Genomic DNA, 26,045 nt, shown 5'->3' with positions numbered 1-26,045 from the left:
GGTTCGAAATCAAACCGCGGACTCGCTCAGGGTGATCTCCACCCAGGCCTGCGTTCCAGTCGCCTTTGGAATCAACCCCAATCGCCCGCCCATCAACTCCACGATGCCCACCGCCAGGGGCAGGCCGATGCCAAGGCCGCCCCGGCGACGGCGGAGGCTGCGCTCCTCCTGCTCGAAAGGGTGCATCAGGCGCTCCCAGTCCGGCGGCAGGCCCGGGCCCTCATCCTCGATCTCGAAGCGGAGATGCCATGCTCCAGGCTCGGGGGTGGCCCTCAGGCGGAAGGCGACGTTGCCCCGCTCGGTGAATCCCAGAGCGTTGTCCAGCAAGGCTTCCAGAGCCTTGCAGAGCCTCGGGGCATCGCAGCGCACCGGACGGGGTAGCGGGTCCAGCGCAACGGCGGGGGTGAGCCCCTTGGCCAGGGCCTGGGCCCTGAAGTCATCGGCGATGGGTTGAAGATGCGCGCCGAGATCCTCCAAGCCTGGGCGGAGGACGAGGGTGCCCTGGGCCAGGCTTGAAAGATCAAGAAGGCCCTCGACCTGGCGCCCCAAGCGATCGGCGGCGCCCCTCGCTTTGTCCAGGATGAGGGTCTGCTCAGGTGTCGGGCCGAGGACCTCAAGCATCTGGAGGTGCCCCGTCAGCACCTGCAGGGGTGTCCTCAACTCGTGGTGGGCGTTGTCCATGAAGGCTTCCTGGGTCTTCCGGAACCGCTGTTCCGCCTCCAGGGAGCGGCGCTGCTCGCGGATGATGCGGTTCTTGGCCTGAGCCATGGCGAACAGCGCCAGCCCCCCCACCGCCAACAGGAAGACGGTTCCAAGGATGAAGCTCAGGACCAGGCGGATTTCCGGCACAGGAAGGCCTTAGAAAGGACGAGGTTCAGGGACAGGCCAAGAAAATAGGTGATGATCCAGGGTACGAGGATCCAAGCCTTGGGAAGGCTCTTCAGGAACAGATCGGCCAGGGGGATGAAGGTGAGATGCATCCCTTGCCCCAGCACCCAGCCGCCCAGCAGCCAGAATGCGGGCTGCCTGTAGACCGTCTCTCCCTCCGGCTGGGCAATCAGGTCCTTCAGCCGCCAGAGGCAGAATCCGAGCAGGATGAGGCTCGCCAGGATCAGGGTCACCGGCCATTTCCGGCCGAATCCGATCAAGGAAGCCTCCAGCGTGGCGCTGCCCAGGAAGGCGACCACGGCCGTCGCCAGGATCCTGGGCGGAATGGGTCGTGGCCCCAGGCCTGAAAGCACCCACAGAGAAAGCAACACCTGGGGCACCATCGCGAAGTCGGTGAGCCAGGCGTTATGGACGTGGCGGAAGGCCATCCCGAGCAGGGCCCAATTCACCACGAGATCGAAACCCACGGCTACCGCGAGGCGATCCATCCACGGCAGGTTGATGAACCGGGAAGTCCTCCGGTTCACGAGAGCGGCCGAAACAGGAAAGAGGGGACTGATCAGTTGAATCCCCCAACCAATCCAAAGAATGACCGTGAACTGGCTCATCCGGAGCTGGGCAGCTAGGTCCAGGACTTCGAGGCGCAGAACGGGGGGCAGTCGGTCCCGAATTGGGTGAACACATTGCCGGGGCCAGCGAGATCCTCGCCCTTTCCATCGACCGCCACCATCACCATGGTGGGCGATCCGTCCTTGTGCTGGGCGTGGTAGATGCGGATGCCGGCGGCTCCGGGCTGGGCCAGAAGCTGTTCAAAGGCGCTTCGGTTGAAGGCCGAAGCGTGATGCGCTCCCTTATCGGCCTTGTCCTGGTAGGCCTTGACGAGGCCGGCGGCCTCCTCCCGGGTGATGCGATGATCGCGGGTCGGATCGAAGGCCTTTTTTCGCACGGACTACTCCTGGAAAGGGATGCGGTTCATCCCAAGGGGATCGGACGGGTGGGTTCCTGTTTCTGGATACGCCCTCCGCCTGCTTCAGTCAAGGAAAAGACAGGGCCGACACGGCCCGTAGTGTGGCGGACTCCGGATTTCCAGCGGCGCCAGGCGGCCCCACCCGGCGAAACCCTACCGCAGCGTCTCCTCCATCTCTGCCAGCACATAGGCCATGATTCCCACGGCGGCGATGTTCTTCTGCATGTCGAGTTTGATGATCTTGTCGAAAGTGTCGGCCTTGGTGTGGTGGATTTCCCAGTAATGGGTCGTGTCATGGTTGACGCCGACGCCGGGAACGCCCGCGTTCACGGTCGGGCCGATGTCGGTGCCGCTGCCGCCCATCTCCATCCGGGTGGCGTCGAGGGGCTCCAGCAGCGGTGCGACGGATTTCAGCAACGCAAGGCCCTTGTCGGCGCGCGCCTTCGCTTCGGGCGTGGCGGCGGCGGCCTTGTTGCGGCCCTCCCCCTGGAAGTCCAGGCTGAAGCCCTTCACGGGCCCGTTGCCGCTGTCGCTCTCCAGGGCCGCGACGAAATTCACAAGCTCGGCTTGGTGCGCGTCACGGTAGCCCTTGCCGCCAAAGTCGCCGTTCTCCTCGTTGGTGAAGAAGACCACGCGGACGGTGCGTTTGGGTTTCAGGCCTGCGTCCAGGATCGCCTTCGCGGCCCCCAGCGAGATCATGCAGCCCACGCCATCGTCCTGGGCCCCCTGCCCCACATCCCAGCTATCGAGATGGCCGCCCAGGAGCACCACCTCCAGGGGTTTTTCGGAACCGACGATCTCTCCCACCACGTTGGCCGACGGCTGGTTGGGGATGAGTTCGTTCTCCAGCTCCAGATGCAGCTGGATGGTCTCGCCGCGCCGGGCCATGCGCCCCATCATCGCGGAATTCTCGATGGACACCGCCGCGGAGGGGATCTTCGGCAGCTTCTCGTCGTAGGCCAGGGTTCCGGTATGCGGCGTGTCGAAGCTGAGGCTGCCCACCGAACGCACCAGGGCCGCCACCGCGCCGTATTTGGCCGCGCGGGAGGCGCCGAACACCCGGTACGCGACGGTCTGGCCGTAGCCGGTGAAGGGCACGTCGTAGAGCACGATCTTGCCTCTGGCCCCGGCCTCGCCGAGCTTGTCCAGTTCAGCGAAGCTGCCCACCACCGCCACCTCCGCCGTGATGCCGCCCTTGGGCGTCGCTACGCTCATGCCCAGGCCCAGGATGGACAGTTCATGCCGCTGGGGCGTGATGGTCCAGGCTTTTTCCGCGCCTCGTCTCCAATAAGGCACCAGGATTTTTTCGGTGTGCACGTTCTGCAGTCCATCGGCTTTCATGGTCTTCACGGCCCAGTCGATGGCCTTGTCCAACCGCTCGGAACCGCTGATGCGGTTCCCCACCTGGTCGCAGAGTTCCCCGAGCTGGTCGTAGGCCGTGGACGACTGAAGCGAAGCGCCCAGGATCCGCGCGGCGGCGGGGCGGTGGCGCTCGGTTGGCGCCTGCGCCTGCGCCACGAAGGGGACCAGGTGGATCAAAGTGAAAACAAGGACCGCCTTGACCATCGCGCGCATGGGGATCTCCTGGCCCTCATGTTACTGGGTAGAGGCTTTGGCGGAAGAAAATCCCTGGAGAGCGTGACGGATCGTCAAAAAGCAGCGGCCGCGAATGGCATCCGGATCATTTCCCGACCGCCTTCAGATGCTCCTCGATCTCTTTCTTCACCTGCTTCATCAGCGGGTTTGGAATGGGGACGCTGAGGTTGTACTGGGCGATGCGCCAGGCGCCGCCCTGCTTCACGAGCACGCCGGATCCCCGCGCAGGGCCCAGGTTCGGCGTGTCCAGGTCCTCGTCGAACCAGGCGGTGCTTCCATCCCTGGAAAAGCCCATATGGCGTTTCACGGACTTGAAGGCCCAGGCCTTGCCTTTCTTGAAATAGGGTTCCGCCCAGACGCGGAATTCGTCCTTGGTCCAGCGTTCGGTGGCGTCGGTCCCCAGGAACACCGCGCCCGGAGCCATCAGGCTGAAGTACAGCTCCGCGTCGGCCTGCGCCGCCGCGAGATGCCATAGGTCGAGTACGTCTCCGGGCGTCTGCGCCGCGGGCGCGTTCATCGCCAGGGCAGGCATGAAGAGCAGCATGGCCACCTCCTTCATTGGATCCTCAAATTCACCTGGATCCGCATGCTTCCAAAGGAATCCACGGAGATCACTTCCCAACTCACGGGCCCATCGCTGCCCTTGGCGGTTTCGCCTGGCCCCAGGTTGTAGGCGGCGTCGTCCAGCTCCCACCGGCCGCAGGGGAACCTCGGCTGGGGCGGTTCCGGGCTGCGTGGATGAGCGTCCATGATGCGCACGGGCCCCTTCGGCTCGCCTTCCCGGCTCAATAGGCTCGGATCGATGTGTTCCACGATGAGGCCTTCGAACCCAGGCCCCCAGCGGTTCCCCACGCGGCCGCGGTTGAAGCCCCAGGGCCGGCGCACCGAAAATTCCCAGAAGGCGCCCGCTTTCCTGGGATCTGGCACCACCAGCCGCTGCGAGTCGATTCCCGGCGCCCGTTCCAGGGGCGCGAGCCACCCGTCCCAGGCGCGGCCCTTGATCCGTTCCTTCTTCACCAGGGATCCGAAGCGCCCGCGGTACCACAATTCGCCGATCACCCAGGGGCCGGGGTGGGAAGGGCTGTAGCCCGTGTCCTGCTGCCAAGGGCCGGTGTCGCCGTGGGCCGCGTCCCAGCCCCGGTACTGTCCGGCGTCCATCAGATCCCAGATGCCCGCGGTATTGGGGTCCTCGCAGCCGAGGTACAAGTCGTCCACGGCGTGCTCGCCCATGGCGTGGAAGGATTCGTGGACGATGTTCCCCAGCGGGGCCTGTTCAGTCATGAACACCACGGGCCAGGTGGACGATGGGTTCCAGGGCAGAGGCATCATGAAGGTCACGGGCCGGAGATGGGCGTCGTTGTTGGTGATGGATTTCGGTTCGCCAGGCGCGAAGATCCAGAGGTGGTCCGGTTTCCCATCGGGCTTCATAGCGCCCGTGCGGTTGTCCACGCGATCGAAATCGTGGAGGTCCTGGCCTTTCAATTTCTCCAGGACGAACCGCACCATGCCGGCTCTTTGATCGTCATTGCGCGGCTTGGTGTGCTGCGGGTCCGTGAAATGCAGGATGGCGCCCTCTTCCAGGGCGAGGTTGCCCTTGGATACTTCATAGAGGAAATTGGCCGCGCTGGCCTGGCCGGGTTTGCGGTTGAAAAGGAGCCTCCGCAAGTCGTCGTCAGGCATGGTCACCGCTTCGTCTGCGAAATCCAGGCGCACCACGAGGACCTTTTCAACCCGGTATTGATTCGCAGGCCGGAGCACGATGGTGGCCGCTTCGCCATTCCGCATGTGCACCATGTCCCTGGCCCAGCCCTCCTTTTCGAAAATCAGCACCGGATGGGTGTCCTCCGCCGATCCGAGCAAGGAGAACCGGCCGTCGCTTCCCGTGATGTCCCAGGAATAGCCGCGCAGCGCAGGCATCAAGGCGTTGCGGTCCTGGTCGGTGCGGATGCCCTCGTCCACGAAGACGCGGACGCCAGCGACCGCGCGCTGGCCATCGGTCACCTGCCCGGAGACCGGTCCCTGGGCGCGCAGAGCGAGCGATGCGAGGGTGGCCAGGATCAGCGGGAATCGGTGCATGGGGCATTGTCTCAGAGCCGGCGGCCGAAGTCCCACCGGATTCCCGCTTCAGGGGAAGGCCCGTCAGCGTTACAATGGCGGGTTCGGAGCACTTCGTGACTGATCCCCAACTGATCCGCAATTTTTCCATCGTGGCGCACATCGACCACGGCAAATCCACGTTGGCCGACCGTCTGCTGGAACTCACCAAGACCGTGGCCCACCGGGACATGCAGGCCCAGATGCTGGACGACATGGACCTGGAGCGGGAACGCGGCATCACCATCAAGGCCCACGCCGTGACCTGCATGTATCCCGCCCAGGACGGCAAGACCTACACCTTGAACCTCATCGACACGCCTGGCCACGTGGATTTCACCTACGAGGTGAGCCGCAGCCTCGCCGCCTGCGAAGGCGCCATCCTGGTGGTGGACGCGACCCAAGGCGTGGAGGCCCAGACCTTGGCCAATGCCTATCTCGCGCTGGAAAACGGCCTGGAAGTATTTCCCGTGCTCAACAAGACGGACCTCCCCAGCGCCGACCCCGCGCGGGTGCTGGAGCAGATCGACACGGTCATCGGGCTGGTGGACACGGCGCACGCCGTGAACGTCAGCGCAAAAACCGGTGAGAACTGCGAGGCGGTGCTCGAGCAGATCGTCAAGTGCATCCCGGCGCCCCAGGGCGACAAGCTGGGCCCGCTCCAGGCGCTCATCTTCGACTGCTACTACGATCCCTACCGCGGCATCGTGAGCCTCATCCGCATCTTCAACGGCACGCTGAAGGCCGGGGACCAGATCCGCTTCATGTCCAACGGCTCCGAATACCGCGTGGACGAGATCGGGATCTTCGATCCCAAGATGAGCAAGCAGCCAACCATGTCCGTGGGCGAAGTGGGCTACCTGGTGGCCTCGATCAAGCAGCTGACCGATGTGAAGGTCGGCGACACCATCACCCACGCCTTGACCAACAGCACCACCCCGGCCACGGAAATGCTCAAGGGCTTCAAGGAGATCCAGCCGGTGGTGTTCGCGGGAATCTTCCCCACCAGCAGCGATGATTTCGAAAATTTGCGCACCGCCATGGACAAGCTGCGCCTCAACGACAGCAGCTTCACCTACGAGCCCGAAACGTCCACGGCGCTGGGCTTCGGTTTCCGCTGCGGCTTCCTTGGGCTGTTGCACATGGAGATCGTGCAGGAGCGGCTGGAGCGCGAATTCAACCTGGACCTCATCACCACCGCGCCCAGCGTGCGCTATCACGTGTACCTGACCGACGGCGACGAGGTCATCGTGGACAACCCATCGAAGCTGCCCCCGCTCCAGAAGATCGCCCGCATCGAAGAGCCCATCATCGAGGCCACGATCCTCACCCGGGCGGATTTCGTGGGCGGCCTGCTCAAGCTTTGCGAAGAGCGCCGCGGCCTGCAACAAAGATTGGAATATGTCAGCAGCGACCGGGTGATGCTCGTCTATGAGCTGCCCCTGAACGAAGTGGTGCTGGACTTCTACGACAAGCTGAAATCCCTCTCCAAGGGCTATGCCAGCTTCGATTACCATATGAAGCACTACACGGAATCGGATCTGGTGAAGATGGATCTGCTGGTGAATGGCGAGCCCGTGGACGCGCTCTCCATCCTGGTGCACCGCGCCAAGAGCAATGCCCTGGGCCTCGCGCTTTGCCAGAAGATGAAGGAAGTGATCCCCCAGCAGATGTTCGATGTGGCCATCCAGGCGGCCATCGGCGCCAAGTTCATCGCCCGCACCAATGTGAAGGCCCGCCGAAAAGACGTGACCGCCAAGTGCTACGGTGGCGACGTGTCCCGAAAGAAAAAGCTGCTGCAGAAACAGAAGGAAGGCAAGAAACGCATGAAGTCCATCGGCAATGTGGAGATCCCGCAGGAAGCCTTCCTGGCCATTCTGAAAGTTGATAACTAGGCATGTTCATGCGCTTCGGCCTTCCTCGTGACTACCCCCCGAACGCACAGGACATCAAGTCCTGTGCTCCCGCTCGGCCTGCGGCCTTGCGGAGGGGGCCCCGTGGCAAGAAGCGCATGAAGTCCATCGGCAATGTGGAGATCCCGCAGGAAGCCTTCCTGGCCATTCTGAAAGTTGATAACTAGGCATGTTACTGATGCGCCAGCCCGCCGTCGAACTCCAGCAGGAACCGCCCAAGCCGCCCGCCGGGCCGCGCCCTTGGTACGTGCTGACGCCCAGCATGAAACTGCAGCTGATCATCCTGATCGGCGCGCTGCTCTATCTGCGGCTGTGGATGCGCAAGCGCCAGCGCGATCAAATCTGTTCCCACTGCGGGCACCGCAACCCCACGCACCGGACCAACTGCTCCCGGTGTTCGGCTCCGTTATTCGGGAGCAAGGGACTTTGATCGTCTAGGTATCAGCCCTGGGCAGCCGCCCCCGGGCTTGAGCCAGATATGGAAAGCGCGCCACCGGGGCGCGCTTTCCAGGAGCCTCTTGGCGGCTAGAACTCGATATCCATGCCTTCTTCGCCGGCGAGTTCGTTTTCCTCGCCCAGCACAGCGCAGGCGGCGCTGTACATCTGGAGGACCGCGGCCTTTCGGTTGCTCAGATTCGTCAGCAGATCCTTCACCCGCTGCACTTCCGAGGCGATGGTGTTGTTGATCTGCTCCACTTCCGCTTTGCAGCGTCCGCGGGTCTGTTCGTAGAACTGGGTTTGGTCGTTGCTCAGGTCCATGGGGGGCCTCCCTGGGAAATGGTGGAGTGGATGGAACAGGATTACAAGGGTGATCGAGGTTTCAAATCTAGAGCAAGGGAACCAAGCATACAAAGGTTAAAAGTGGTTTGCCAGAGTTTAAGCCGTCTTTCAACAACTACCCGGAGGCCAGAGTGGCGGTTCGTGCGGAACCAGCTTCAGGCGTGCCAGGCGATCCAGATCAGGACTGGAATGATGATCAGGAGCAGCACGATCGCCCGGACCAGCCACGGTGATCGGGTGGATTCCATGGATTCCAGCTCCGGCAAGGGGATGGGAATCTGCGCTGGCGCCCGCTTCTGGACCACTGCGGTGGTGGTGGGCTGATCCTCCAGTTTGGTCCGAGCCAGTTCCCCGGATTGCATCCCAGTGCCTTTTTTCAAGGCCAGATCCGAGACCCGGACTGCAAACCGGGCGGACATGACTTCCTCCACCTGCTCTTTCGTGCCCTTGAGCAGGGCGTTCACGTATTCCGCCACATCGTGATCCGTGGGTTCGCTGGATTGGCGCACCAGCAGATCTTTGAGATCCCGCTCCAGGAACCGGGCCGACGGATACCGCATCTCCACGTTTTTTTGCAGGCACTTGTTCACGATGGCCGCCATCTCCCGGGAGATGGATGGATTGATGGATTGCACATCGCTGATGCGGCCCATGCGCACCTTTTCGAGCACTCCCAGCTCGGAATCCGCGTGGAAACAGCGCTCGCCTGTCAGAAGTTCGAAGAGCACGAGACCCAGCGAATAGAGGTCTGACCGGTTGTCCAGGGGCTGGCCGAGGGCCTGCTCCGGACTCATGTACAGGAGCTTCCCCTTCAGGGCGCCTGCCAGGGTCTGGGTGTTCTTGGTGGCTGCTTTGGCAATGCCGAAGTCCACGAGCTTCACAGCGCCGTCGCTGCTGATCAGGATGTTCTGGGGACTGATGTCCCGGTGGACCAGCTTTAGTTCCCGGTCGTTGAGCGCCTTCTTGCGGTGGGCATGGTCCAGGGCCACCGCCACTTTCATGGTCACGAAGGCAGCCACGGGCTCCGGAAAGGGCAGCCGGTATTCCCGCACCTTCCGGAGCAGGGAGCGGAGGTCCTTGCCATCCACGTACTCCATGGCGATGTAGTAGGATCCCGAGGCCTTTCCGAGATCAAAGATCTGCACGATGTTCGGATGCGTCAGCTGGGCCGCCAGCTTCGCTTCGTCGATGAACATGGTGACGAACTCTTCGTTGTCCGAAAGATGAGGCAGGATGCGCTTGATGGCCACGATCTTCTGGAACCCCTGCACGCCGCGCTGTTTGGCCTTGAAGAGCTCCGCCATGCCTCCCACGGCGATCTTTTCCAGCAGGTAGTAGTTCCCGTACTCCTCCAGCACATTGGCGGGCGCGGGTTCGGACATGTCCGGAAAGGCCTGGGTTCCCATAAGGCTGGGCGGCAGGGGCGCCGGTGGGCGGTCCATGATCGTGGGGCCTGCGATGCTCGCCGAACCCGTGGCCTCGGCCTCCAGGGCGAACGGATCAAAGATGCCGGAAATGCCGCTGAGGGTGTACTCGTCATCCTGCTGGTCGCCAGTCTTGGGAACCGCCTCGGAGGACTTGTCCTGGGCCATAGGCGGCGGCGGGGCTGCCAGTTTCGGAGCCTCCGGAACCAACGCTGCGGCCGCAGCCGGTGGCTGGGGCACAGGGGGCGCCGCTTCGGGTTTCCGGACTTCGGGGTCAGGGGCCGGTTGCGCCAGCACGGCGCCGATGCCTCCGCCGGCGTTCCCTTCAAGCTCTTCCAGGAGTCCGCCGAAAATGTCATCGCTGTCCAGTCCGGCCTTCGGTGGCGGCGGCGCTGGTGGTGGCGGCACAAAAGGCTCGATCTTCATGGCCTGGGTGGCCGCGGGGGAAGGGATCGATAGGGCGCTGTGCGAAGGCGACGAGCTCGGCACCGCCGAGACTGGTTTCACCGCGGCCTTGGAGGCTGGATTCAGTGTGATTTTCGGGATGGCCGGGGCCGGTGGCGCCGGCTGCGCTTTGGGCGCGGGCAACAGAAATTTCGGAAGCTGGATCTTCGGCACCACGGGTTTTGTTTCCGCGGTCTTGGGAGTGGCCGGCCTGGGCGGCGCTGGCGCCGGGACGACCGGAGCCGCAGGCGCTGCCGGAGCCGCTGCCGCTGCCTTGGGCGCGACCGGGGCTGGAGGTGCCGGCGGGCTGGCCTTTTCCGGGCGCGGCTTCACATCCTTGGCAGGCGGCGCCGTTTCGCCTTCGATATCCGCCAGCAGATCCCCGAAGATGTCCTCGGAACTGAACCTGCCAGAACTCCGCGACAGGTCCGGTTTATAGGCCCGGAGGGCCGAAGGCCAAGTCTGGACCGCATCATCCTTGGACAGGTAGCCCTTGAAGACCTTCGGAAAGTTCGCGTAAGGTGCCGTTTCCTCCCCCTGCAGCACCAGCACCGGAAGCCCCGGAAGGCGGGCCAGGAACAGTTTGGCGACCTCGAAGGAGGCTTCGCCGCCATGAGCTGGGTCCAACAGGATCAGATTCGGTTCCAGGCCCCAATCAATGAAGTGGCGGGCCTCCTGGTTCGAGGCCCAACGGATATCCCAGCCATCCAACTCAAGGGTAGCGACCAAAGCTGGCGATTTTAAGGACTCGCCATCCACAACGAGGAGGAGGGGTCGGGACATGCCTTCTTCTGATAAAATGAAAGTGTAGCCTTTGTACGAGGATAGCGGCAACCAAAGCGGCCGTGCCAGGGGCGGGTCCGGAATTCAGGCATGGATTTAAAGCCCTTCTCGTGTATTCTGAAAGGCCGCCATGGCCTCCAGGTCCGGCGGAATCTGAGGCGGAAGGGGTGATACTGCATGCCATTGGTTAAAATCAAGGAAGACGAGACGTTCGAAAACGCTCTGCGACGCTTCAAGCGCAAGTGCGAGAAGTCAGGGATCCTGAGCGAGCTCAAAAAGCGCCAGCATTTCGAAAAGCCCTCCGCGAAGCGGAAGCGGAAGATGCTCGCCGCCCGCAAGAAGACCCTCAAGCGCCTCTCCCAGGAGCGCCGCCTCATGAAGGGCGCCTGATCCAAGGCCAGTAACTTGTCGAGGAAGAAAAAGGCCCGTTCAGACGGGCCTTTTTCTTTGAAGCCGAAGCCATTGGCACCCCCGTTCCCGAGCCTTCGAATCCACAATCAACCCATGCGCATTTCCAAACCCACCCAAGCCGAGCTGGAGGCCCTGGAATTTCCGGACCTGCGCGAGCTGATCAAGTCCGGGGCGAGGACCCAGGCCGCGCGTGCGGCAGTCGAAGCCATGCATCCTTTCGACGGCCGGGCGGCCATCCGGCGGTTGCGGCAGTTGGAGCTGGAGCCGCTGTGGCGGGAGCGCCCGGGGGCTCTACCCATCTCCAGCCTCGACGCCGCCCTCGATGAATTGCTGAACCCCGCAGGTTGGCTGCTTCCGGATCACTGGCGGAGTTTCCGGGAGGGGCTTCCGGCCTTGTCACAATTGCTGAAGTCGGTCGCAAGCATCGGCTGGCCCGCGGATCTGGATCCACCCGGAGGCACGCATCCGGGCATCGATTGTCTGCACATCACCGCAGGCTTGCTTCCGGACCCGGCCCCGCTCGCAGATCGTTTCCGCCGCGTCTTCACCGAAGACGGCCTGTTGGACGCCCTGAAAGTGCCTGGCCTGGCCGAACTGCACAGCCACCGCCAGCGCGCCTTCCAATCGGTGCAGGCCAGGTTGAACCGGTACCTCAGGGAACAGGCGGATGCCTTCCAGGAAGCCTCCATCGTGGAGCGCAACGGGCGATTCTGCCTGCCGGTCCGCACGGACCGCCGGGGACAGGTGGAGGGCCTGGTGCTGGACCGTTCCAGCACGGGCGCCACGCTATTTCTTGAACCCATGGGAGCGGTGCCGCTCAACAACGATTTTGTGGAGGCCGACAGCGCCTATTCGCAAGCGGTCCAGGCTTTCCTGAGGCGCCTGCTGGAAGAGCTGCGGGAGCGCCGCGAAGACTTCGTCCGTTGGCGCAGCTTCCAGGGGGAGGTGGATGAGATCCTCGCGCTGCTCCGCTGGCAGAGCCTCTGCGAAGGCTGCTTGCCGGAACTGGATGCCCCTCGGCTGCATCTGGCCCTCGCCCGCCACCCGCTGTTGCTGGCCAAGGTGCGCGATGCCCTGGAGCTGGAGCCGCTCGACCACGAGGTGGTGCCCCTGTCCCTCGATTTGCATGAGGACCGCCCGGGCCTGGTGATCTCGGGTTCCAACACCGGCGGCAAGACCGTGGTGCTGAAGACCGTGGGCCTGCTGGCCTGCCTGGGGCACGCAGGCTGCGCCATTCCCGCCGAAAAAGGAAGCTCCCTGCCCTCCTTGCCGAGCTTGCACGCGGACATCGGGGACCACCAATCGCTCTTGGGCAGCCTTTCCACTTTTTCCAGCCACATCCTCCATGTGAAAAGCATCCTCCAGCATGCCAAACCCGGCGGCCTGGTGCTGCTGGATGAACTGGGCACCGGCACCGACCCCAAGGAAGGCGCGGCGTTGGGCATCGCCATCCTGAAGGCCCTGAGCCGCCGCGGCGCCTGGGTGCTTTGTTCCACCCACCTGGGCGAGATCAGCCAGTGGGCTCTTTCCAACCCCCGCTTCCAGAACGCCTCCGTGCAATTCGACGAGGAAAAGCTCGCGCCCACCTACCACCTGATGGTGGGCCTTCCGGGCCAGAGCCGCGCGCTATCCATCGCCCGGCGCCTGGGCCTGCCGCCCCAGGTCCTCGACCACGCCGACCAGGTCCTGGGGAGGCGGGAAAAGGACTGGCGGGAATTCCTCCGGAAACTCGAGGCGGACCGCCTGCGGGTGCTCCAGCTCGAAGCCGAATTGCGCCTGGGCCAGCAGAGCCTCGAAAAGGACCGCAGAATCCTGGGGCAGCGTGAAGAGCAGCTCCGCGAGTCCCAGGAAAAAACCCAGCGGGACGGGGCCCAAAAAGTGGAGCGCGTGCTGGATTTCCTGGATCACGAAGGCAAGCGCCTCGTGAAAGAGCTGAAATCGAAATCCAGGGCTTCAGAAAATGCCGACCGCATCGGCATGGAGGCCCACGAACGGGTGAAGCTGCTCACGAAAATCGCCGCCTCCGAGCTGAAGCCAAAATCCCCCAAATCCAATCCGGACAAAGATCTTCCAAGCCTCAAGCTGGACGGCTTCGCCCGCCACCGAGGTCTGGGATTGGAAGGCCGCGTGGTCGCCATGAAGGGCGACCGGGTGACCCTGGAAGTGGCTCCCGGCAAGCGGTTCGAAGCCAGGGCCGGCGAACTCGACGCCCTCCATCGCAAAGAACTTGAACCGCCGAAGGCCAGCGAAGGCCGGGTGCGGGTGCGGGTGGACAGCGGCGAAGCTTGGGAAGAACTGAACCTCATCGGCCGCGCCAGCGACGACGTGGACATGGAGGTCCACCGTTTCGTGGAAAGCGCCATCGCAGGGGGGCGGCTGCACATCCGCATCGTCCACGGCCACGGCACCGGCCGCCTGAAGAGTGCCGTGCGCTTAGCGCTGCAGGGGCACCCTGGCATCAAGGGCATCGAGGACGCCCCCTTGAGCCAGGGCGGGGCCGGAGCCACGCTCATCACGCTCCGCTGAGGATCCCTCGCGGGACCAACGAAGCCACTCCGGGAGTCCCCTGATCCGGAAGCCGGCCTTCCGTCTATCCCAACCACAGGGAGTCTGCTGGAGCGCGTCCCCTGCCCTCCATTTTTCCCCTTGCGCTTCCTTCCCCAGGCCGCATATTTGGGCACCGATTCCGTTCAAATTGGACTCATCCTCAGTTGCCCTCGCCGCGCATTCTTTGGAGGATTCATGCGTATCCGGTCGCTGCGAATCATTTCCTGGACGCTTCTGGCAGCGTCCCTCCCCATGCTCGTGTCCTGCGGGGGAAGCAGCGGAGGCGGCGGCACGCCCGCACCTGCGCCCACGATCGCTGCCTTCACGGCCACGCCCAGCGCCATTCCCGCCGGACAGAGCAGCACTCTGTCCTGGAGTGTTTCCGGGGCCACAAGCCTGGCCATCGACCAAGGTGTCGGAGCGGTGACCGGCACCAGCAAGACCGTGAGCCCGGCGGCCACCGCCACCTATACCCTCACCGCCACCAACGCCACCGGATCCGCCACCGCCACCGCCACCGTGATCGTGGTGCCCGCCCCGGTGATCAGCAGTTTGACGGCCACGCCCGCCAGCCTCGCGGCGTCCGAGCCCAGCACCATCTGCTGGACCGTCACGGGCGCCACGGGCCTGAGCATCGACCAGGGCGTGGGCCCCGTCACGGGCACATGCAAAACCGTCAACCCATCGGCCACCACTACTTACACCCTCACCGCATCCAACACCCAGGGCGCGGTCACGGCCACGGCCACGCGGAGCGTGACCGTGACCGTGACGGCTCCCACCGTCTTCAATTTCGGGGAAGCGCCCGACGGGACCGCCACCGGGTACCCCAATGTCTTCGGGATCATCAACCCTGCCCAGGTCGGTGGCTTTCCGACCCTGCTCGCCCACAACGGAGCGCGGACCCAGAGCACCGCGGACGGGACCCTCGGAACTCTGGCCAGCTTGGCCGCCGACGCGGTCCTTGGCGATTTTACCGATGAGGATGGACTTCAGAACATGATCGTCGTCCTCACATCGATTCCGCCCCCGGCGGCGATCACGGTGCGGGTGACCGCCCCGTCGGGAAGCCCCGGCGGAACCATGTACCTGAATACGGTCTTCGACAAGAACATGAACGGCGTCTGGGACGGGGCTTCCGAATGGGTGGTCCAGAACCAGCCCGTCACCCTGCCCGCGGCCGGAACCACCACTACTGTCTCTCCTCCTGCCTTCGCCTTCTCCAACGGCAACATCCTCCCGGATCCCGCCTGGATGCGCATCGCGCTCACCCGGGACCAGATCTCCACGGCCACCTGGGACGGCAGCGGTTCCTTCAGCTCCGGCGAGGTCGAGGACTACCTAGTCCACCTTCCGGCCCTTCCCGGCCCGCCAATCAAGAAGGTTCCGATCGTCACGGTGCAACCGGGCGGGCCTTACACCTTCCCGGGCGGGGTCGGAATCCTGCCCGCACAATTCGTCGTGTCCAACTGGGCACCCACCGCAGGGACCTTCACCTATTCGTTCACCAAGCTGGACGGCAATGTCGCCCTCGTCCTTCCCTGGGCGCCTCCGCCCGCCCCACCGGTGCCCATTGGAGCTTTCGATCCGATCGCGGGCACTCCGGCCACCGTCACGGTTGCGGGCACCGCGACCAGCCCGAACCAGGCTGCGCTTCCTTCCCATTGGCGAGTTGACGTGGATCCCGTGGATCCTCCCGCAATCTTCGTCCCAGGCGGCGTCTACCTCGGGGAAGGCATGGCCACGGGCATCCTCGATTTCTCCGGCACGCCGGCGATCATCACCCACACCTTTTCCACGGTTTCCGAATTCCTCTCCCACCAGATCGGGGTTTCTCCCTGCCCCACTCCCTTCTCCCCCATCATCATCACCAACACGGGCAATGTGCCCCTGCAATGGACCACCTCGAACCCCATGGCCTTCGTCAACCTGGATCAAACCGGAGGCACCATCCCCGTGGGCAGCGCTTCGGCCATCAACCCCTCCTTCCCCTGTTCCGGCTATATGGTCGGGATGAACACCGGGACCCTCGGGTTCACCATCCAGCAAAGTGGAACGGGAACCCCCTCCACCGGGCCCTCCAGTGTCAATTTCAGCCTCACGGTGTTTTGAGGCTGGATTCAAAACCCATTTCAAAGGCGGTTTTCAACTCGCAATCCGCGCAGGTGGCTGCACTCGCCCTGTTTCCTCGCCGGGGTGCCGTGTGGAGGTGTTTTTCGGCGAAGGCTTTGTCCAGCGACACCTGCCACAATCGAGGTTTGAAAACAGGATGGGTTCCATGACCTCGATTGCCACAGATGCCGCCGCCCTTGCCTTGCCCGCGGAGAAGCTATTCACGTTTCTCGCGGATCTCTCCAACCACCGCGCATTCTTGGAACCCGCGGCCAAGGATTTCAGCGGCGAAGCGGACAGCCACCGCTACAAGATCGAAGTGATGGGCATGACCATGCCCGTGGAAGCGCTCATCGGCGAAAGGGTTGCGCCCACCCTCATCACGCTCGTGCCCGGTGCCAAGAAGATGTTCGACCACACCCTGCGCTTCGAGATCACGCCGGCCGGCGATGGCTGCAGCCTGCGGATCGTGGATGAAGCCGACCTGCCACCCATGATGAAGATGATGGGCGCCGAGAAATTGCTGAAGGCCCAGCTGGACAGCGCCCTCGCGAAGATCCAGGAACTCGCGGAGGCGGGCGGGCTGGGCTGAAAAAAGTCCCAAGTCCCAAGTCTCAAGTCCCAAGTCTCAAGTCCCAAGTCTCAAGTCTCAAGCAGCAAGGAGCTGCGAACGCCGAGCCCCTTACCGACACTGGTTTGGCCAAGTTGCCATCGGAGAGGATGGATCAGCCGAGGTTTCCTTCCCATATTGAAAAGTAGTTCAAGCCACACGGATGAAAATCCACTGAAACGGAGCTTTGGACCTGGGACTTGGGACTTGGTCCTCGGCGCCGCATTCATGGGCACCAACTTTTCTTTCAAGGCATCATGAAGGCACATCCCGGAGCCTTCCATGAGAATGCCGCCTCTCGCCCTGTTGCTGGCCGCGCTGCCGCTTTGCGCGCAGTTGAAGGAGATTCCCACCACCCAAAAGGATCAGCAGTCCCTGGCAGTGACCATCTACAACGAGAACCTGGCGCTGGTGAAGGACACCCGGGAAGTGCGGTTGCCCAAGGGCGAGGTGGCCCTGGCTTTCCAGGAAGTCTCGGCGCAGATCCGGCCCGAAACCGCGCTGTTGCGCGACATCACGCACCCTGAAGGGTTCTGGGTCGCGGAGCAGAATTTCGATTTCGATCTGCTCACACCGCAAAAACTGCTCGAAAAATACGTCGGCGAAAGGGTGGGCATCATCACGATTCAACGTGAGGAAAACGGCAAGGCTGTCGAGAAGCGGGAAGAAGCCCTGGTGCTCGCGACCAACAGCGGCACGGTGCTGCAATTCCCCGACCGCATCGAGACCAGCTATGTGGGGCGCATCGTCTTCCCAAAAGTTCCGGAGAACCTGCGGGCGCGGCCTACGTTGGTGATCTCCCTGAACTCTCCGATCGCCGCCGCCCAGAAGCTGGAACTCAGCTACCTCACGGGCGGCCTGGGCTGGCGGGCGGACTACGTGGCGAACCTGGCCTCGGACGAAAAGACCATGGACCTGAGCGGCTGGGTGACGCTCACCAACACCAGCGGCGCGGCCTATCCCAACGCGACCTTGCAGCTGGTCGCGGGCGACGTGAACCGGGCTCCGGAACCGCGAAGAGCTTACAAGAACGGCGCAGGCATGAAGATGGAGATGGCGGCGGCGGCGCCGCAAATGCAAGAGGAAAACCTCTTCGAATACCACCTGTACACACTGGACCGGCCCACCACCCTCAAGGCGGCCCAGACCAAGCAGGTGGCCCTGCTCAGCGCCTCCAACGTCCCGGTGCGGAAAGAGTATCTGCTGCGCGGCGAAAGCTACTACTACCAAGGCAGCTATGGCGAGATCGGCGCGAAATTGAAAGTCGGCGTCTTCGTCGAGTTCGATAACCGCGAAGCCAATCGCATGGGCATGCCCCTGCCCAAAGGCGTGGTGCGGGTCTACAAGCGCGATTCCGAAGGCCGGGCGCAATTCATCGGCGAAGACGCCATCGACCACACGCCCAAGAACGAAACCGTGCGCCTGAAGCTCGGCGACGCCTTCGATGTCACCGCGCGGCGCAAGCAGACGGACTACAAGAGCCTGGGCGCCATCGGCAAATACCATTACAACTACGAGACCGCTTTCGAGGTCGAGCTGAAAAACGCCAAGAAGGAGGCCGTCACGGTCTCCGTGCTGGAGCCCATCTACGGCGACTGGGAGATCATCCAGCAAAGCCATCCCCACACCAAGGAAGCCGCCGGCGCCGCGAAATTCAAAGTCATTGTTCCATCCGAAGGCAGCGCCAAATTGACCTACCGCGTGCGGACGAAATGGTGAAGGAATTCCTAATTGCGATCGCTAATCCCTGGAGAACCCATGCGCATTTCCCTGTTTATCCCGGCCTTGAGCCTCTGCCTCGCGGCCCAGACTCCCACACCGCTGGACGCGCCCATCACGCGGGTGCGGCTGCATCCGGACGAGGCTTGGGTGACGCGGATCGGCGAGGCGCGCATTACGGGTTCCGGAACCGCGAAGCTGGTTGTGAAGGATCTTCCGCCGGGCCTGGGCCTGGATGACCTGCGGGTCACCGCAAAGGGGCCCGATGGTTCGCGGCTGGGCGATCTGGCGGTGAATTCCGAGGTGCGGGTGGTCACTGAGACCCTCGAATACAAGGCGCTGCTGAAGGAACGGGAAGGCCTGCGGGACCGGCGGGACGCCCTGGAAGCCGAAGGCGAATCCTTGAACCAGCAGCTCACATTCCTGCGCAATCTCCAATCCACCTACGAGAAGGATGTGTCCCTGAAACTGGTGAGCGCGCCACCCGCCACGGCCACGCTCCTGGAGATGGGCAAGGGGATCCAATCCAGCACCCACGAGATCTTGCTCCGGGACCGCCGCCGCAAACGGGAACTGGAAAAACTCACCCAGGAGGAGCGCCGTCTTGAAGCCGCGATGCAACAGCAGAGCGGCGGCCAGCGCCGCGCGCCCAGCCGCGTGACCGTGGAGATGACCACGCCCAAAGCCGGAGACGTGGTGCTGGAGCTGAGCTACCGGACCCGCGCGGCCCGCTGGACACCGGCTTACGAGGCCCGGTTGTCCGGCGACCGCAAGAAATTGGAGCTGGTCCTGTTCGCGGCCATCACCCAGCACAGTGGCGAGTCCTGGGAAGGCGTGAAGCTGGAGATCAGCAACACCAGGGCCAGCAGGAGCCTCGCCGTTCCGCGGTACCACGGAGGCCAAGATGTGGCGTGGTGGGCACCGAGGCCGAGGGCTGAAGGATACGCGCGCGAGCTGGCTTTGAACGTCGCGCCTGAAACGCCCAAACCCATGCCTGCCCCCGCACCTGCACAAAACATATATTCCTTCGCTTCGATAGCCCCTGGAGTGGTGGCCGCGACGGAGATGTCCGAAGGCGCCACCTCCGTCATCGAGGAAGCCGGCGGCCTCGCCACCACCTTCAACTTGGACGGCACCAAGGATGTCCCCTCCGATGGCGAGCCCCATCGCTTCAAGGTCCTGGCCAAGGACATCGAGCCGGAGCTGGTGATCACCGCCACGCCGCGCCTCGACGCAAGCGCCTACCAGGTCGCGCGCTTCGCCACGCCCGTCGCCTTCCCGCTCTTTCCGGGCGCCGCCATCGTGCAGTACGCGGGCACGCAACGGCTGGGCCAGACCCAACTCTGGGTGCCTTCCGCGGGCCAGAAATTCGAGCTGGGCTTCGGTCCCTACCGTGGCCTGCGCGTGAGCTTCGCGCGGGTGGACGTGAAGAAGGAACAGGTCGGCACCTTCACCAAGGAACGCCAATGGACGCTTCGGGAAAAGCTCGAAGCCAGCAATGACACCTCGGAATCGCTGGACATCGAACTCCACGACCGCGCCCTGCACAGCACCGTGGAAAACCTGAAGATCGCCTCCCTTCCGGAGAGCACGCCCGGCTTCGTGGAACGGGTTTCCGGCGTCCGCACCTGGACCCTGCGCGTAGGCCCCAAAGCCACCGGCACCGTGAATCTCGGCACGCTCATCAAGGCCCCCATGGATGGCAGCATCTCCGGGCTTGAAGGATTGAACCTGCCGCAGTGATGCATCCACGGCCAGAATTCCCTCTGATCCCGCCACCCTTTTGTAAAACGACAGTAACAAGGCCTTGGGCCCCCTGGAGAACTCCAGAATAAGCGCGAGCATGGGATGAACTTCCACGAGGCTCCCATGCGACGACACCTGCTCCTTCCTGCGTTCGCGACTACGCTGACCTGTCTGCTCTGCGCTGAGTCGCCGCTGCCGCTCCGGGCCCCTATCAAAAGCGTCCGCGTGCACCCGGACGAGGCCTGGGTCACGCGCACAGGAACGGTCCGCATTCCCGGCGCAGGCACGCATCGGCTCAAATTGGCGCAGCTTCCAGGAGCTCTGAAGGCCGACGATCTCCGCGTCCAGGCAAAAGGACCCGAAGGCACGCGGCTTGGCGAAATCCTGGTTGGCCCGGACCGCTACGTGGCTCCGGAGACATCGGAATCCAAAGCCTTGCTGGCAAAACTTGAAGCATTGCACCAGCGCAAATCGCAGTTGGAGTCGCAACAGGAAGCGGGCGAAAAAGCGAACCGGTTGCTCGACGAGACCCAGAATCTGCTGCGAGGAGGCAGCGGCAACGCCTCGATCGCCCTCCCTTCCGGCGCGTTCGTGGTGGAGCTGAGCCGAGCCTTGGAAGGACGCTACTCGGAACTTGCCGCCCAGGCCCAGACCCGAGGCCGGGAACTCGCGAAGGTCGGGAAGGATATGTCCGAGATGGAAGCCGAGTGGCAGAAATTGAAAGGCAAATTGGATACGAACCCGCATCCCAGCCAGGTGACCGTTGAGCTGGTCGCGCCCAGCGGCGGCGAGGTGGAGCTGGAAATCAGCTACCGCACCTCCCAGGCCCGCTGGAAACCCAGTTACGAGGCACGGCTAGCCAAGGATGCGAAGAATTTGGAACTGGTGCTTTTCGCAGAAGTGACCCAAGGTTCCGGCGAATCCTGGGAGGGCGTCCACATGGAGTTGAGCAACAGCCACCCCAGCCGGGTCCAGGAGATGCCGCAGTTCAGCGCCTTTCCGCGCGTCGGATGGACACCACCGCCCGTGCCCTACCGGGGAGCGTCGGCGACCGTCGAAGTGGTCGCGAGCGCGGCGAGCGTGGATGCGGCCCGTGCGATGACATCCGCATCCTTTTCCAGAGAGTCCATCGCGAAAGCATCCTACCAGCCCCCCGAACCCAAGCCCCTGCCCGTTCTGGAAGCGCCTGCCGCATCACTGGAGGAAGCCAAGGGCCTGGCCCAGACCTGGACACTGGATGGCCCCAAGGATGTGCCATCGGATGGCGATGCGCACCGGTTCATTGTGGCGAGCGAGTCCCTGCGCCCGAGCCTCCAGATCGTCGTGGCGCCGCGCTTGGATCCAACGCCCTACCAAGTGGTGCGGTTCGCGGCACCAGCCCGGATGCCCATGTTCCCCGGCGCCTCCATCCTGCGGTCGGTCGGCTCCATGCGCATGGGCGCTGGGAACCTCGCAATTCCCGCTCCCAACCAAGCCTTCGAGTTGAGCTTCGGCCCTTACCAAGGTCTCCGTGTAGGTTTGCAGCGCGTAAGCGAAAAACGTCCCTACCGCATGACGAAGGTGACCGAGACGCGGCAGTACCAGAACAACACCGTGAGGGATCTGGTGAAGGAAGAAATTCTCGCCCATGGCGACGGGCGTGCTTGGGAATTGCAGGAACACATCTCCGTGGCGAACGATACAGAGGATCTCCTGGATGTGGAAGTGCAGGACCGCATCGCCAGGAGCATCCATGAATCCGTGCAGATCGAGGCTACGCCCAACACCACGGCCGGAGCCGAAGCCCGCAGCCCCTTCGTGCAAGCCTGGCGGCTGAAGGTTTCGCCCAAGAGCCTCCAGGGCATCGACCTTGGGCTTGTGATCAAAGCGCCCAAGGAAGGGGACCTGACCGGGCTTAAAGAGCTGGGGCTGGAGTAACATCTCCGGGGTTGCGGACAAAATCGCGAATCGAAAATCGAAACCCGAAAATCGGCTAAATTGAGACATGCCCCTTCCCGCCAAGTTCCTCGCGCGCCTGCGGCGCCTGCCGTTGCGCTTGAGGTCGCGGCTGTCGGGGGGCATGGAGGGCCTGCACCCCTCCAAACTCAAAGGGCACGGCCTGACTTTCGTGGAGAACCGGGCCTATGTGCCAGGGGATGATCCCCGCTTCATCAACTGGCCGCTGACGGCGCGCACCGGAGAGCCCATCATCAAGCGGTTCGAATCGTCCCGGGACCTGGTGTTGTGGCTGGTCATCGACCCCTCGCCTTCCATGTTCCTCGGCGATCCCGTGAGCCCTTTGCGGTGGGCCCTGGAGATCGTGGGCGCGGCCATGGCCACCATCAATGCCACGGGCGACCGGCTCGGGATCATCGTGCCGGGCGATGCGCGGATGCCCGCCCTGCGGCTCGCCCCCAAGCGCGGCCGCGTCCACGCGCTGCAATTGCTGGAACGCCTGGTGGAGCGCGGACCAGCGGTGCTCACGCCGGATAGCTGGAAGCTGGCGTTGGGGCATTGGGGCGATTTCGGCCATGACCACCGCTGGTGGATCCTCAGCAATGGCGCGGGCCTGCAAGGCCTCGCGCCGCTCATCAAGCCCATCGCCGCGCGGCACCGCGTAGTCTGGTTCCGTCCGGAGATGCCCCATCTGCGCCGGATGCCGAATTGGCCCGACCCAGCCTTCCCGGCCTCGGTGGAACGCCAGACCTGGGACATCCTGAAGGACCCGATCGCCAAAATGGGCAGTTGGATGAAGGCGGGCGGCGCATGAAGGCTCCGGGCTTCTTCCTTCCCGCCTTCATCGCAGCATTTCCGCTTGCTTCGGCGCCGGTCTGGAACGCGCCCGCTGAATTGCCCTTCGGCAAGCTCGCCACGCTGGAATTGCGGGAGGACGATCCCAAGCAGCCTCCGCTGCCCCGCCCCGGCGATGAAAAATTGGGACCGTTATTTCTACGGAGCGTGGAAGCCCTGCCGGATGGGCGGGGCTGGAAGCTCACCGTGCAGGCCCTCACGCCTGGCGTGGCGGTGGTGCCGCCGATGGACCTGGGCGATGGACGCCGCACCCCGGAACTGAGGGTGAAGGTGGAGCGAAGCATTCCCTTCGGCGCGCCGTGGATGGGCGTCGGCGGAGGCCGCGAGGACGAGCTTCCCGAAATTCCCTTCCCCTACGGATGGGCCTCGCTGCATCTGCTGCCCTTCGCATTGCTCGGGTATTACCTGGTGCGCCGCTGGCGCCGCAATTCTGGAAAGCGGTTGCAGAAGAAGGCCAGAGCAGCTTTTGCGAAAGCCTGGCCGCCGCCTTCCAAGCAGCGCGACGCGCTCGATGCCGCCCACTCGGCGGGCCGGGATTGGCTGGCGGCGGTGGTCGGCGACGAGGCCCGGTCCTGGGGCCCCAAAGATTTCCGCGCCCAGTCGCTGGACCCGTGGGCCACCTGGGTGGAGAGCCTGGATGCCGCGCGCTTCGGGCGCGCCACGCCCGCTTTCCCGCCCCTGCTGGACCTCAAGCGTTCGTTGGGGGGCCAGCCATGATGGAGCTGCGCCATCCCATTTTTTTATTGCTGCTCGTGCCCGGACTCTGGCTTTCCTTCCGCGCCATGTACCGCTGGGGCATTCCCAGTCCCAAGCCCGCGTCGAAATTCGCGCGTTGGAGCGCGAACGCGCTGCCGCCGATGATCCTGACGGTGCTGGTGCTGGCCGCGGCGGGACCCGAGTGGCGGCGGGCGGTCCGGGGCGCGGCGCCGGTGGTGGACTTCGCGGTGGTGCTGGATGGTTCCAGTTCCATGTGGGCGCTGGATGACGGCAAGGAAAGCCGCTGGGACGCCGCCCGGAGGCTGCTGGAATCCTTCATCGCGAAGCGCCCGGACGACCGCTTCGCCATCGTGCTCTTCAGCGCGCATCCCGTGACCCTGAGCCCGCTCACGGCGGACCACGGCCGGCTGCTGCGGGTCCTGGCCCAACTCAACATCGATGCCAGGGACGACGGCACCGCCATCGGATCCGGCCTGATGACCGGCGTGCGCAGGCTGGCCGACAGCCCCGCCCGCAGCCGCGTGATCCTGCTGCTCACGGACGGCGCGCAGAACCGCGGCCGCGTGAGCGGCTTGGAGGCCGCCGCCGAGGCCAAGTCCCAGGGCATCCGCGTCCACACCGTCGCCATCGGCAAGGCCAGCGGCGAGAGCCTCTATCCCCTGGAAGGCGGTGGCCGGGCCTGGTTGAAGGTGGACACGGACCCCGAGACGCTGAAAAAAATTTCCGCGCTGACCGGCGGCGAATCCTTCGCCGCCGATGATCCCGCAGGATTGGCGCGCAGCCTCCAGGCCATCGGCGCCCTTGAAAAGACGGTCCTCCCCGTGGATCCGCCCTCCGAGGGCGAGCCGCTGGCCCAATGGCTGTTGATGGCCGCGGCGGCCCTCACGCTGCCCCTGGCCCTGGACATCTTCCGCAAGCACGGCCGCAAGCGGCCCGCGTGGGTGGAACCATGAGCCTGCCCTTCACGTATCCAGTCCTTCTGGGCCCTGCGGCGGGGCTTGCGCTGCTCTGCATGGGCGCGGGGTTCTGGGCGCAGGCCCGCGCGGGAGTGGGCGTGCGGGTGGTGGGCCAGCGGCCGTGGGCCTTGGGCTTGGGACTCGCCTTGATGCTGGGCGGCCTGGGCGTCGGCCTCGCGGAGCCGCGGTGGGGCGTGCCGGAATCGCCGCGCCTGACCGTCCACCTGGTGCTCGACGCTTCGCGTTCCATGCTGGCCGTGGATGAGAATGGCGCCGCGCGCTGGACCGGGGCGCTTCAATCCATCGACCGCGTGCTCGCCAAGCCCTCGCCGGGTCTGCGTTTCAGCGTGGACCTGCTGACCGGGGACGCGGTGCCGCTGCTTCCCCCCGGCGAGGACCACACGCTCCTGCGCGATGCGCTCCGCGCGGTGAAGCCTGGAGAGATCGGATCGCCGGGAACCAGTTTTGGACGCGGTATCCCGCAGATCCTGAAAAGCCTTCCGGAGAAGGAACCCGCCGTCCTTTTCGTACTGAGCGATGGCGAAGAAAGCTGGCTTGCCGAGGCCGACGCCATGCAGCGGGCTTCCTCCGCGTTGAAGGCCGCCGGAGTCCCGCTCTACGCCATCGCCTTTGGCCAGGGCAGTCCCATTCCCGTCGCGGGAGCCGCGCCGGACGATCCGTTGGAAAAACGCGAACTGCTCGCCACCGCGGCCAACCCCGACTTCCTGCGCCGATTGGCAGAAGCCAGCGGCGGCCGGATGCTGCGCGCGGATGAAGCGCCGCTGGAGCTGTTCCAGAAATTGGCCGAGGGGAAGGCCGCGCTTCCGGTGTCCCGATCCCTCCAACCTTCCCACCCCGAATGGGGCGCCTGGATCGCCATGGCCGGCCTGCTGCTCTGGCTCCTGGCTGCGGGAAAACCGATGATCGCCTGGCGGCCCATCCTGATGGCCGTGTTCATGTTGGGCGTGTCTCAGCCGGGCCGGGCCCAGCTTCCCGATGTTCCGCTGCCCCAGGGCGTAAGAGCCTGGATGGCGCAACGGGCGCTGGATGAAGGCAATCTCGTCGAAGCCCGGAAATGGCGGCCCCGGGGCATCAGGCCGAACCATCGCCTGCTGGCGGCGGAAATTGATTTGCGCTCCAAGCATCCGGAAGCGGCCCTGAAAATGCTCGCGCCGTTGGCGGGCCAAGGCACCCCGCGGCCAATCCCCGCATGGCGCGCTCCGGCCCTGCTCATGGCCGCCCGGGCTCAGGTTGCGCTAAAGGATATTGACCAGGCCAAGCTCCTGCTGGAGCGCCTGCTCATGGAGTCGCCGGGCCGGCCCGAGGCCGTCCATGATCTGCAAAGCCTGCTGCCCAATCCGGAACCGCCACCGCCCCCAAACCCCAAATCCCCGCCTCCGCCCCGGCCCAGCCAAGGGGCAAGGCAGGACGAATTGGAAGGCTTCCAGCAGCGGATGCCCAAGAAGCCCACGCCACCGGCCGGTGTGAAGGACATTTGACGGGTCGACCGGTGTTTTTCGACGGGCTGATGAGATTTGATCGTCGGTG

General features: G+C 64.4%; 22 protein-coding genes. 14 read left to right on the top strand and 8 right to left on the bottom strand.

Annotated features, from left to right (window positions below; genetic code table 11):
- Positions 1-9 precede the first annotated feature (9 nt).
- The 6 genes from IPQ13_06500 to IPQ13_06475 all read right to left on the bottom strand — a co-directional run bounded on the left by IPQ13_06500 (position 10) and on the right by IPQ13_06475 (position 5,527).
- A complete protein-coding gene (locus IPQ13_06500) occupies positions 10-849 on the bottom strand; it encodes a HAMP domain-containing histidine kinase (GenBank protein MBL0210551.1) in 840 nt (279 codons plus the stop codon).
- Complete coding sequence (locus IPQ13_06495) at positions 825-1,415, bottom strand: hypothetical protein (GenBank protein MBL0210550.1); 591 nt, start codon at positions 1,413-1,415, stop codon at positions 825-827. The genes IPQ13_06500 and IPQ13_06495 overlap by 25 nt, the downstream gene beginning before the upstream one ends.
- 95 nt (positions 1,416-1,510) lie before the next feature.
- The gene (locus tag IPQ13_06490) at positions 1,511-1,834 is read right to left on the bottom strand and encodes a hypothetical protein (protein ID MBL0210549.1); all 324 of its coding nucleotides are present in this window, start codon (positions 1,832-1,834) and stop codon (positions 1,511-1,513) included.
- Positions 1,835-2,008: 174 nt separating this feature from the next.
- Positions 2,009-3,430, bottom strand: coding sequence for a M20/M25/M40 family metallo-hydrolase (locus IPQ13_06485; GenBank protein ID MBL0210548.1), 1,422 nt, complete (start codon positions 3,428-3,430; stop codon positions 2,009-2,011).
- Between the two features lie 106 nt (positions 3,431-3,536).
- Positions 3,537-4,010 carry a nuclear transport factor 2 family protein gene (locus IPQ13_06480; GenBank protein MBL0210547.1) on the bottom strand — a complete coding sequence of 158 codons (474 nt, stop codon included), beginning with the start codon at positions 4,008-4,010 and terminating at the stop codon, positions 3,537-3,539.
- Entirely contained in the window at positions 4,007-5,527 is a 1,521-nt protein-coding gene (locus IPQ13_06475; protein MBL0210546.1) for a hypothetical protein, read from the bottom strand. Before IPQ13_06475 ends, IPQ13_06480 begins: the two co-directional genes overlap by 4 nt.
- Before the next feature lie 74 nt (positions 5,528-5,601).
- Here IPQ13_06475 and lepA point away from each other — a divergent pair, with 74 nt between their 5' ends.
- Genes lepA through IPQ13_06460 form a run of 3 tightly spaced genes read left to right on the top strand, consistent with a single transcriptional unit; the run spans position 5,602 to position 7,888 of the window.
- Positions 5,602-7,440, top strand: coding sequence for an elongation factor 4 (gene lepA / locus IPQ13_06470; protein ID MBL0210545.1), 1,839 nt, complete (start codon positions 5,602-5,604; stop codon positions 7,438-7,440).
- A 2-nt stretch (positions 7,441-7,442) separates the two neighbouring features.
- Positions 7,443-7,625, top strand: a complete 183-nt coding sequence (locus IPQ13_06465; GenBank protein ID MBL0210544.1) for a hypothetical protein — start codon at positions 7,443-7,445, stop codon at positions 7,623-7,625.
- Positions 7,626-7,627: 2 nt separating this feature from the next.
- Positions 7,628-7,888 carry a zinc finger Ran-binding domain-containing family 2 protein gene (locus tag IPQ13_06460; GenBank protein ID MBL0210543.1) on the top strand — a complete coding sequence of 87 codons (261 nt, stop codon included), beginning with the start codon at positions 7,628-7,630 and terminating at the stop codon, positions 7,886-7,888.
- Between the two features lie 95 nt (positions 7,889-7,983).
- Here the strand turns inward: IPQ13_06460 and IPQ13_06455 are convergent, their stop codons facing one another.
- Both IPQ13_06455 and IPQ13_06450 read right to left on the bottom strand, forming a co-directional pair.
- Positions 7,984-8,217, bottom strand: coding sequence for a hypothetical protein (locus tag IPQ13_06455; GenBank protein ID MBL0210542.1), 234 nt, complete (start codon positions 8,215-8,217; stop codon positions 7,984-7,986).
- Positions 8,218-8,393: 176 nt separating this feature from the next.
- Complete coding sequence (locus tag IPQ13_06450) at positions 8,394-10,889, bottom strand: protein kinase (GenBank protein MBL0210541.1); 2,496 nt, start codon at positions 10,887-10,889, stop codon at positions 8,394-8,396.
- A gap of 177 nt (positions 10,890-11,066) precedes the next feature.
- Here IPQ13_06450 and rpsU point away from each other — a divergent pair, with 177 nt between their 5' ends.
- The 11 genes from rpsU to IPQ13_06395 all read left to right on the top strand — a co-directional run bounded on the left by rpsU (position 11,067) and on the right by IPQ13_06395 (position 25,996).
- Positions 11,067-11,279, top strand: a complete 213-nt coding sequence (gene rpsU, locus IPQ13_06445) for a 30S ribosomal protein S21 (GenBank protein ID MBL0210540.1) — start codon at positions 11,067-11,069, stop codon at positions 11,277-11,279.
- A gap of 114 nt (positions 11,280-11,393) precedes the next feature.
- The gene (locus tag IPQ13_06440) at positions 11,394-13,826 is read left to right on the top strand and encodes a Smr/MutS family protein (protein ID MBL0210539.1); all 2,433 of its coding nucleotides are present in this window, start codon (positions 11,394-11,396) and stop codon (positions 13,824-13,826) included.
- A 216-nt stretch (positions 13,827-14,042) separates the two neighbouring features.
- Positions 14,043-15,959: a hypothetical protein gene (locus tag IPQ13_06435; GenBank protein MBL0210538.1), complete on the top strand. Its 1,917-nt coding sequence runs from the start codon at positions 14,043-14,045 to the stop codon at positions 15,957-15,959.
- Positions 15,960-16,125: 166 nt separating this feature from the next.
- Positions 16,126-16,551 carry an SRPBCC family protein gene (locus tag IPQ13_06430; GenBank protein MBL0210537.1) on the top strand — a complete coding sequence of 142 codons (426 nt, stop codon included), beginning with the start codon at positions 16,126-16,128 and terminating at the stop codon, positions 16,549-16,551.
- A 300-nt stretch (positions 16,552-16,851) separates the two neighbouring features.
- Entirely contained in the window at positions 16,852-18,288 is a 1,437-nt protein-coding gene (locus tag IPQ13_06425) for a DUF4139 domain-containing protein (GenBank protein MBL0210536.1), read from the top strand.
- 39 nt (positions 18,289-18,327) lie between these two features.
- Complete coding sequence (locus IPQ13_06420) at positions 18,328-20,031, top strand: mucoidy inhibitor MuiA family protein (GenBank protein MBL0210535.1); 1,704 nt, start codon at positions 18,328-18,330, stop codon at positions 20,029-20,031.
- Between the two features lie 126 nt (positions 20,032-20,157).
- The gene (locus IPQ13_06415) at positions 20,158-21,951 is read left to right on the top strand and encodes a mucoidy inhibitor MuiA family protein (GenBank protein MBL0210534.1); all 1,794 of its coding nucleotides are present in this window, start codon (positions 20,158-20,160) and stop codon (positions 21,949-21,951) included.
- Positions 21,952-22,018: 67 nt separating this feature from the next.
- Positions 22,019-22,783, top strand: coding sequence for a DUF58 domain-containing protein (locus IPQ13_06410; protein MBL0210533.1), 765 nt, complete (start codon positions 22,019-22,021; stop codon positions 22,781-22,783).
- A complete protein-coding gene (locus tag IPQ13_06405) occupies positions 22,780-23,541 on the top strand; it encodes a hypothetical protein (GenBank protein ID MBL0210532.1) in 762 nt (253 codons plus the stop codon). The genes IPQ13_06410 and IPQ13_06405 overlap by 4 nt, the downstream gene beginning before the upstream one ends.
- On the top strand, positions 23,538-24,494 hold the full coding sequence (locus IPQ13_06400) for a VWA domain-containing protein (GenBank protein MBL0210531.1): 957 nt from the start codon (positions 23,538-23,540) through the stop codon (positions 24,492-24,494). The genes IPQ13_06405 and IPQ13_06400 overlap by 4 nt, the downstream gene beginning before the upstream one ends.
- On the top strand, positions 24,491-25,996 hold the full coding sequence (locus tag IPQ13_06395) for a VWA domain-containing protein (GenBank protein ID MBL0210530.1): 1,506 nt from the start codon (positions 24,491-24,493) through the stop codon (positions 25,994-25,996). Before IPQ13_06400 ends, IPQ13_06395 begins: the two co-directional genes overlap by 4 nt.
- The last annotated feature ends 49 nt before the right edge of the window (positions 25,997-26,045 follow it).

It is taken from the genome of Holophagaceae bacterium, from assembly GCA_016720465.1.
Taxonomy (GTDB): Bacteria; Acidobacteriota; Holophagae; order Holophagales; family Holophagaceae; genus JANXPB01.
The sequence above is the reverse complement of the archived record's forward strand: the minus strand, read 5'-3'. Positions and strand labels throughout refer to the sequence as shown.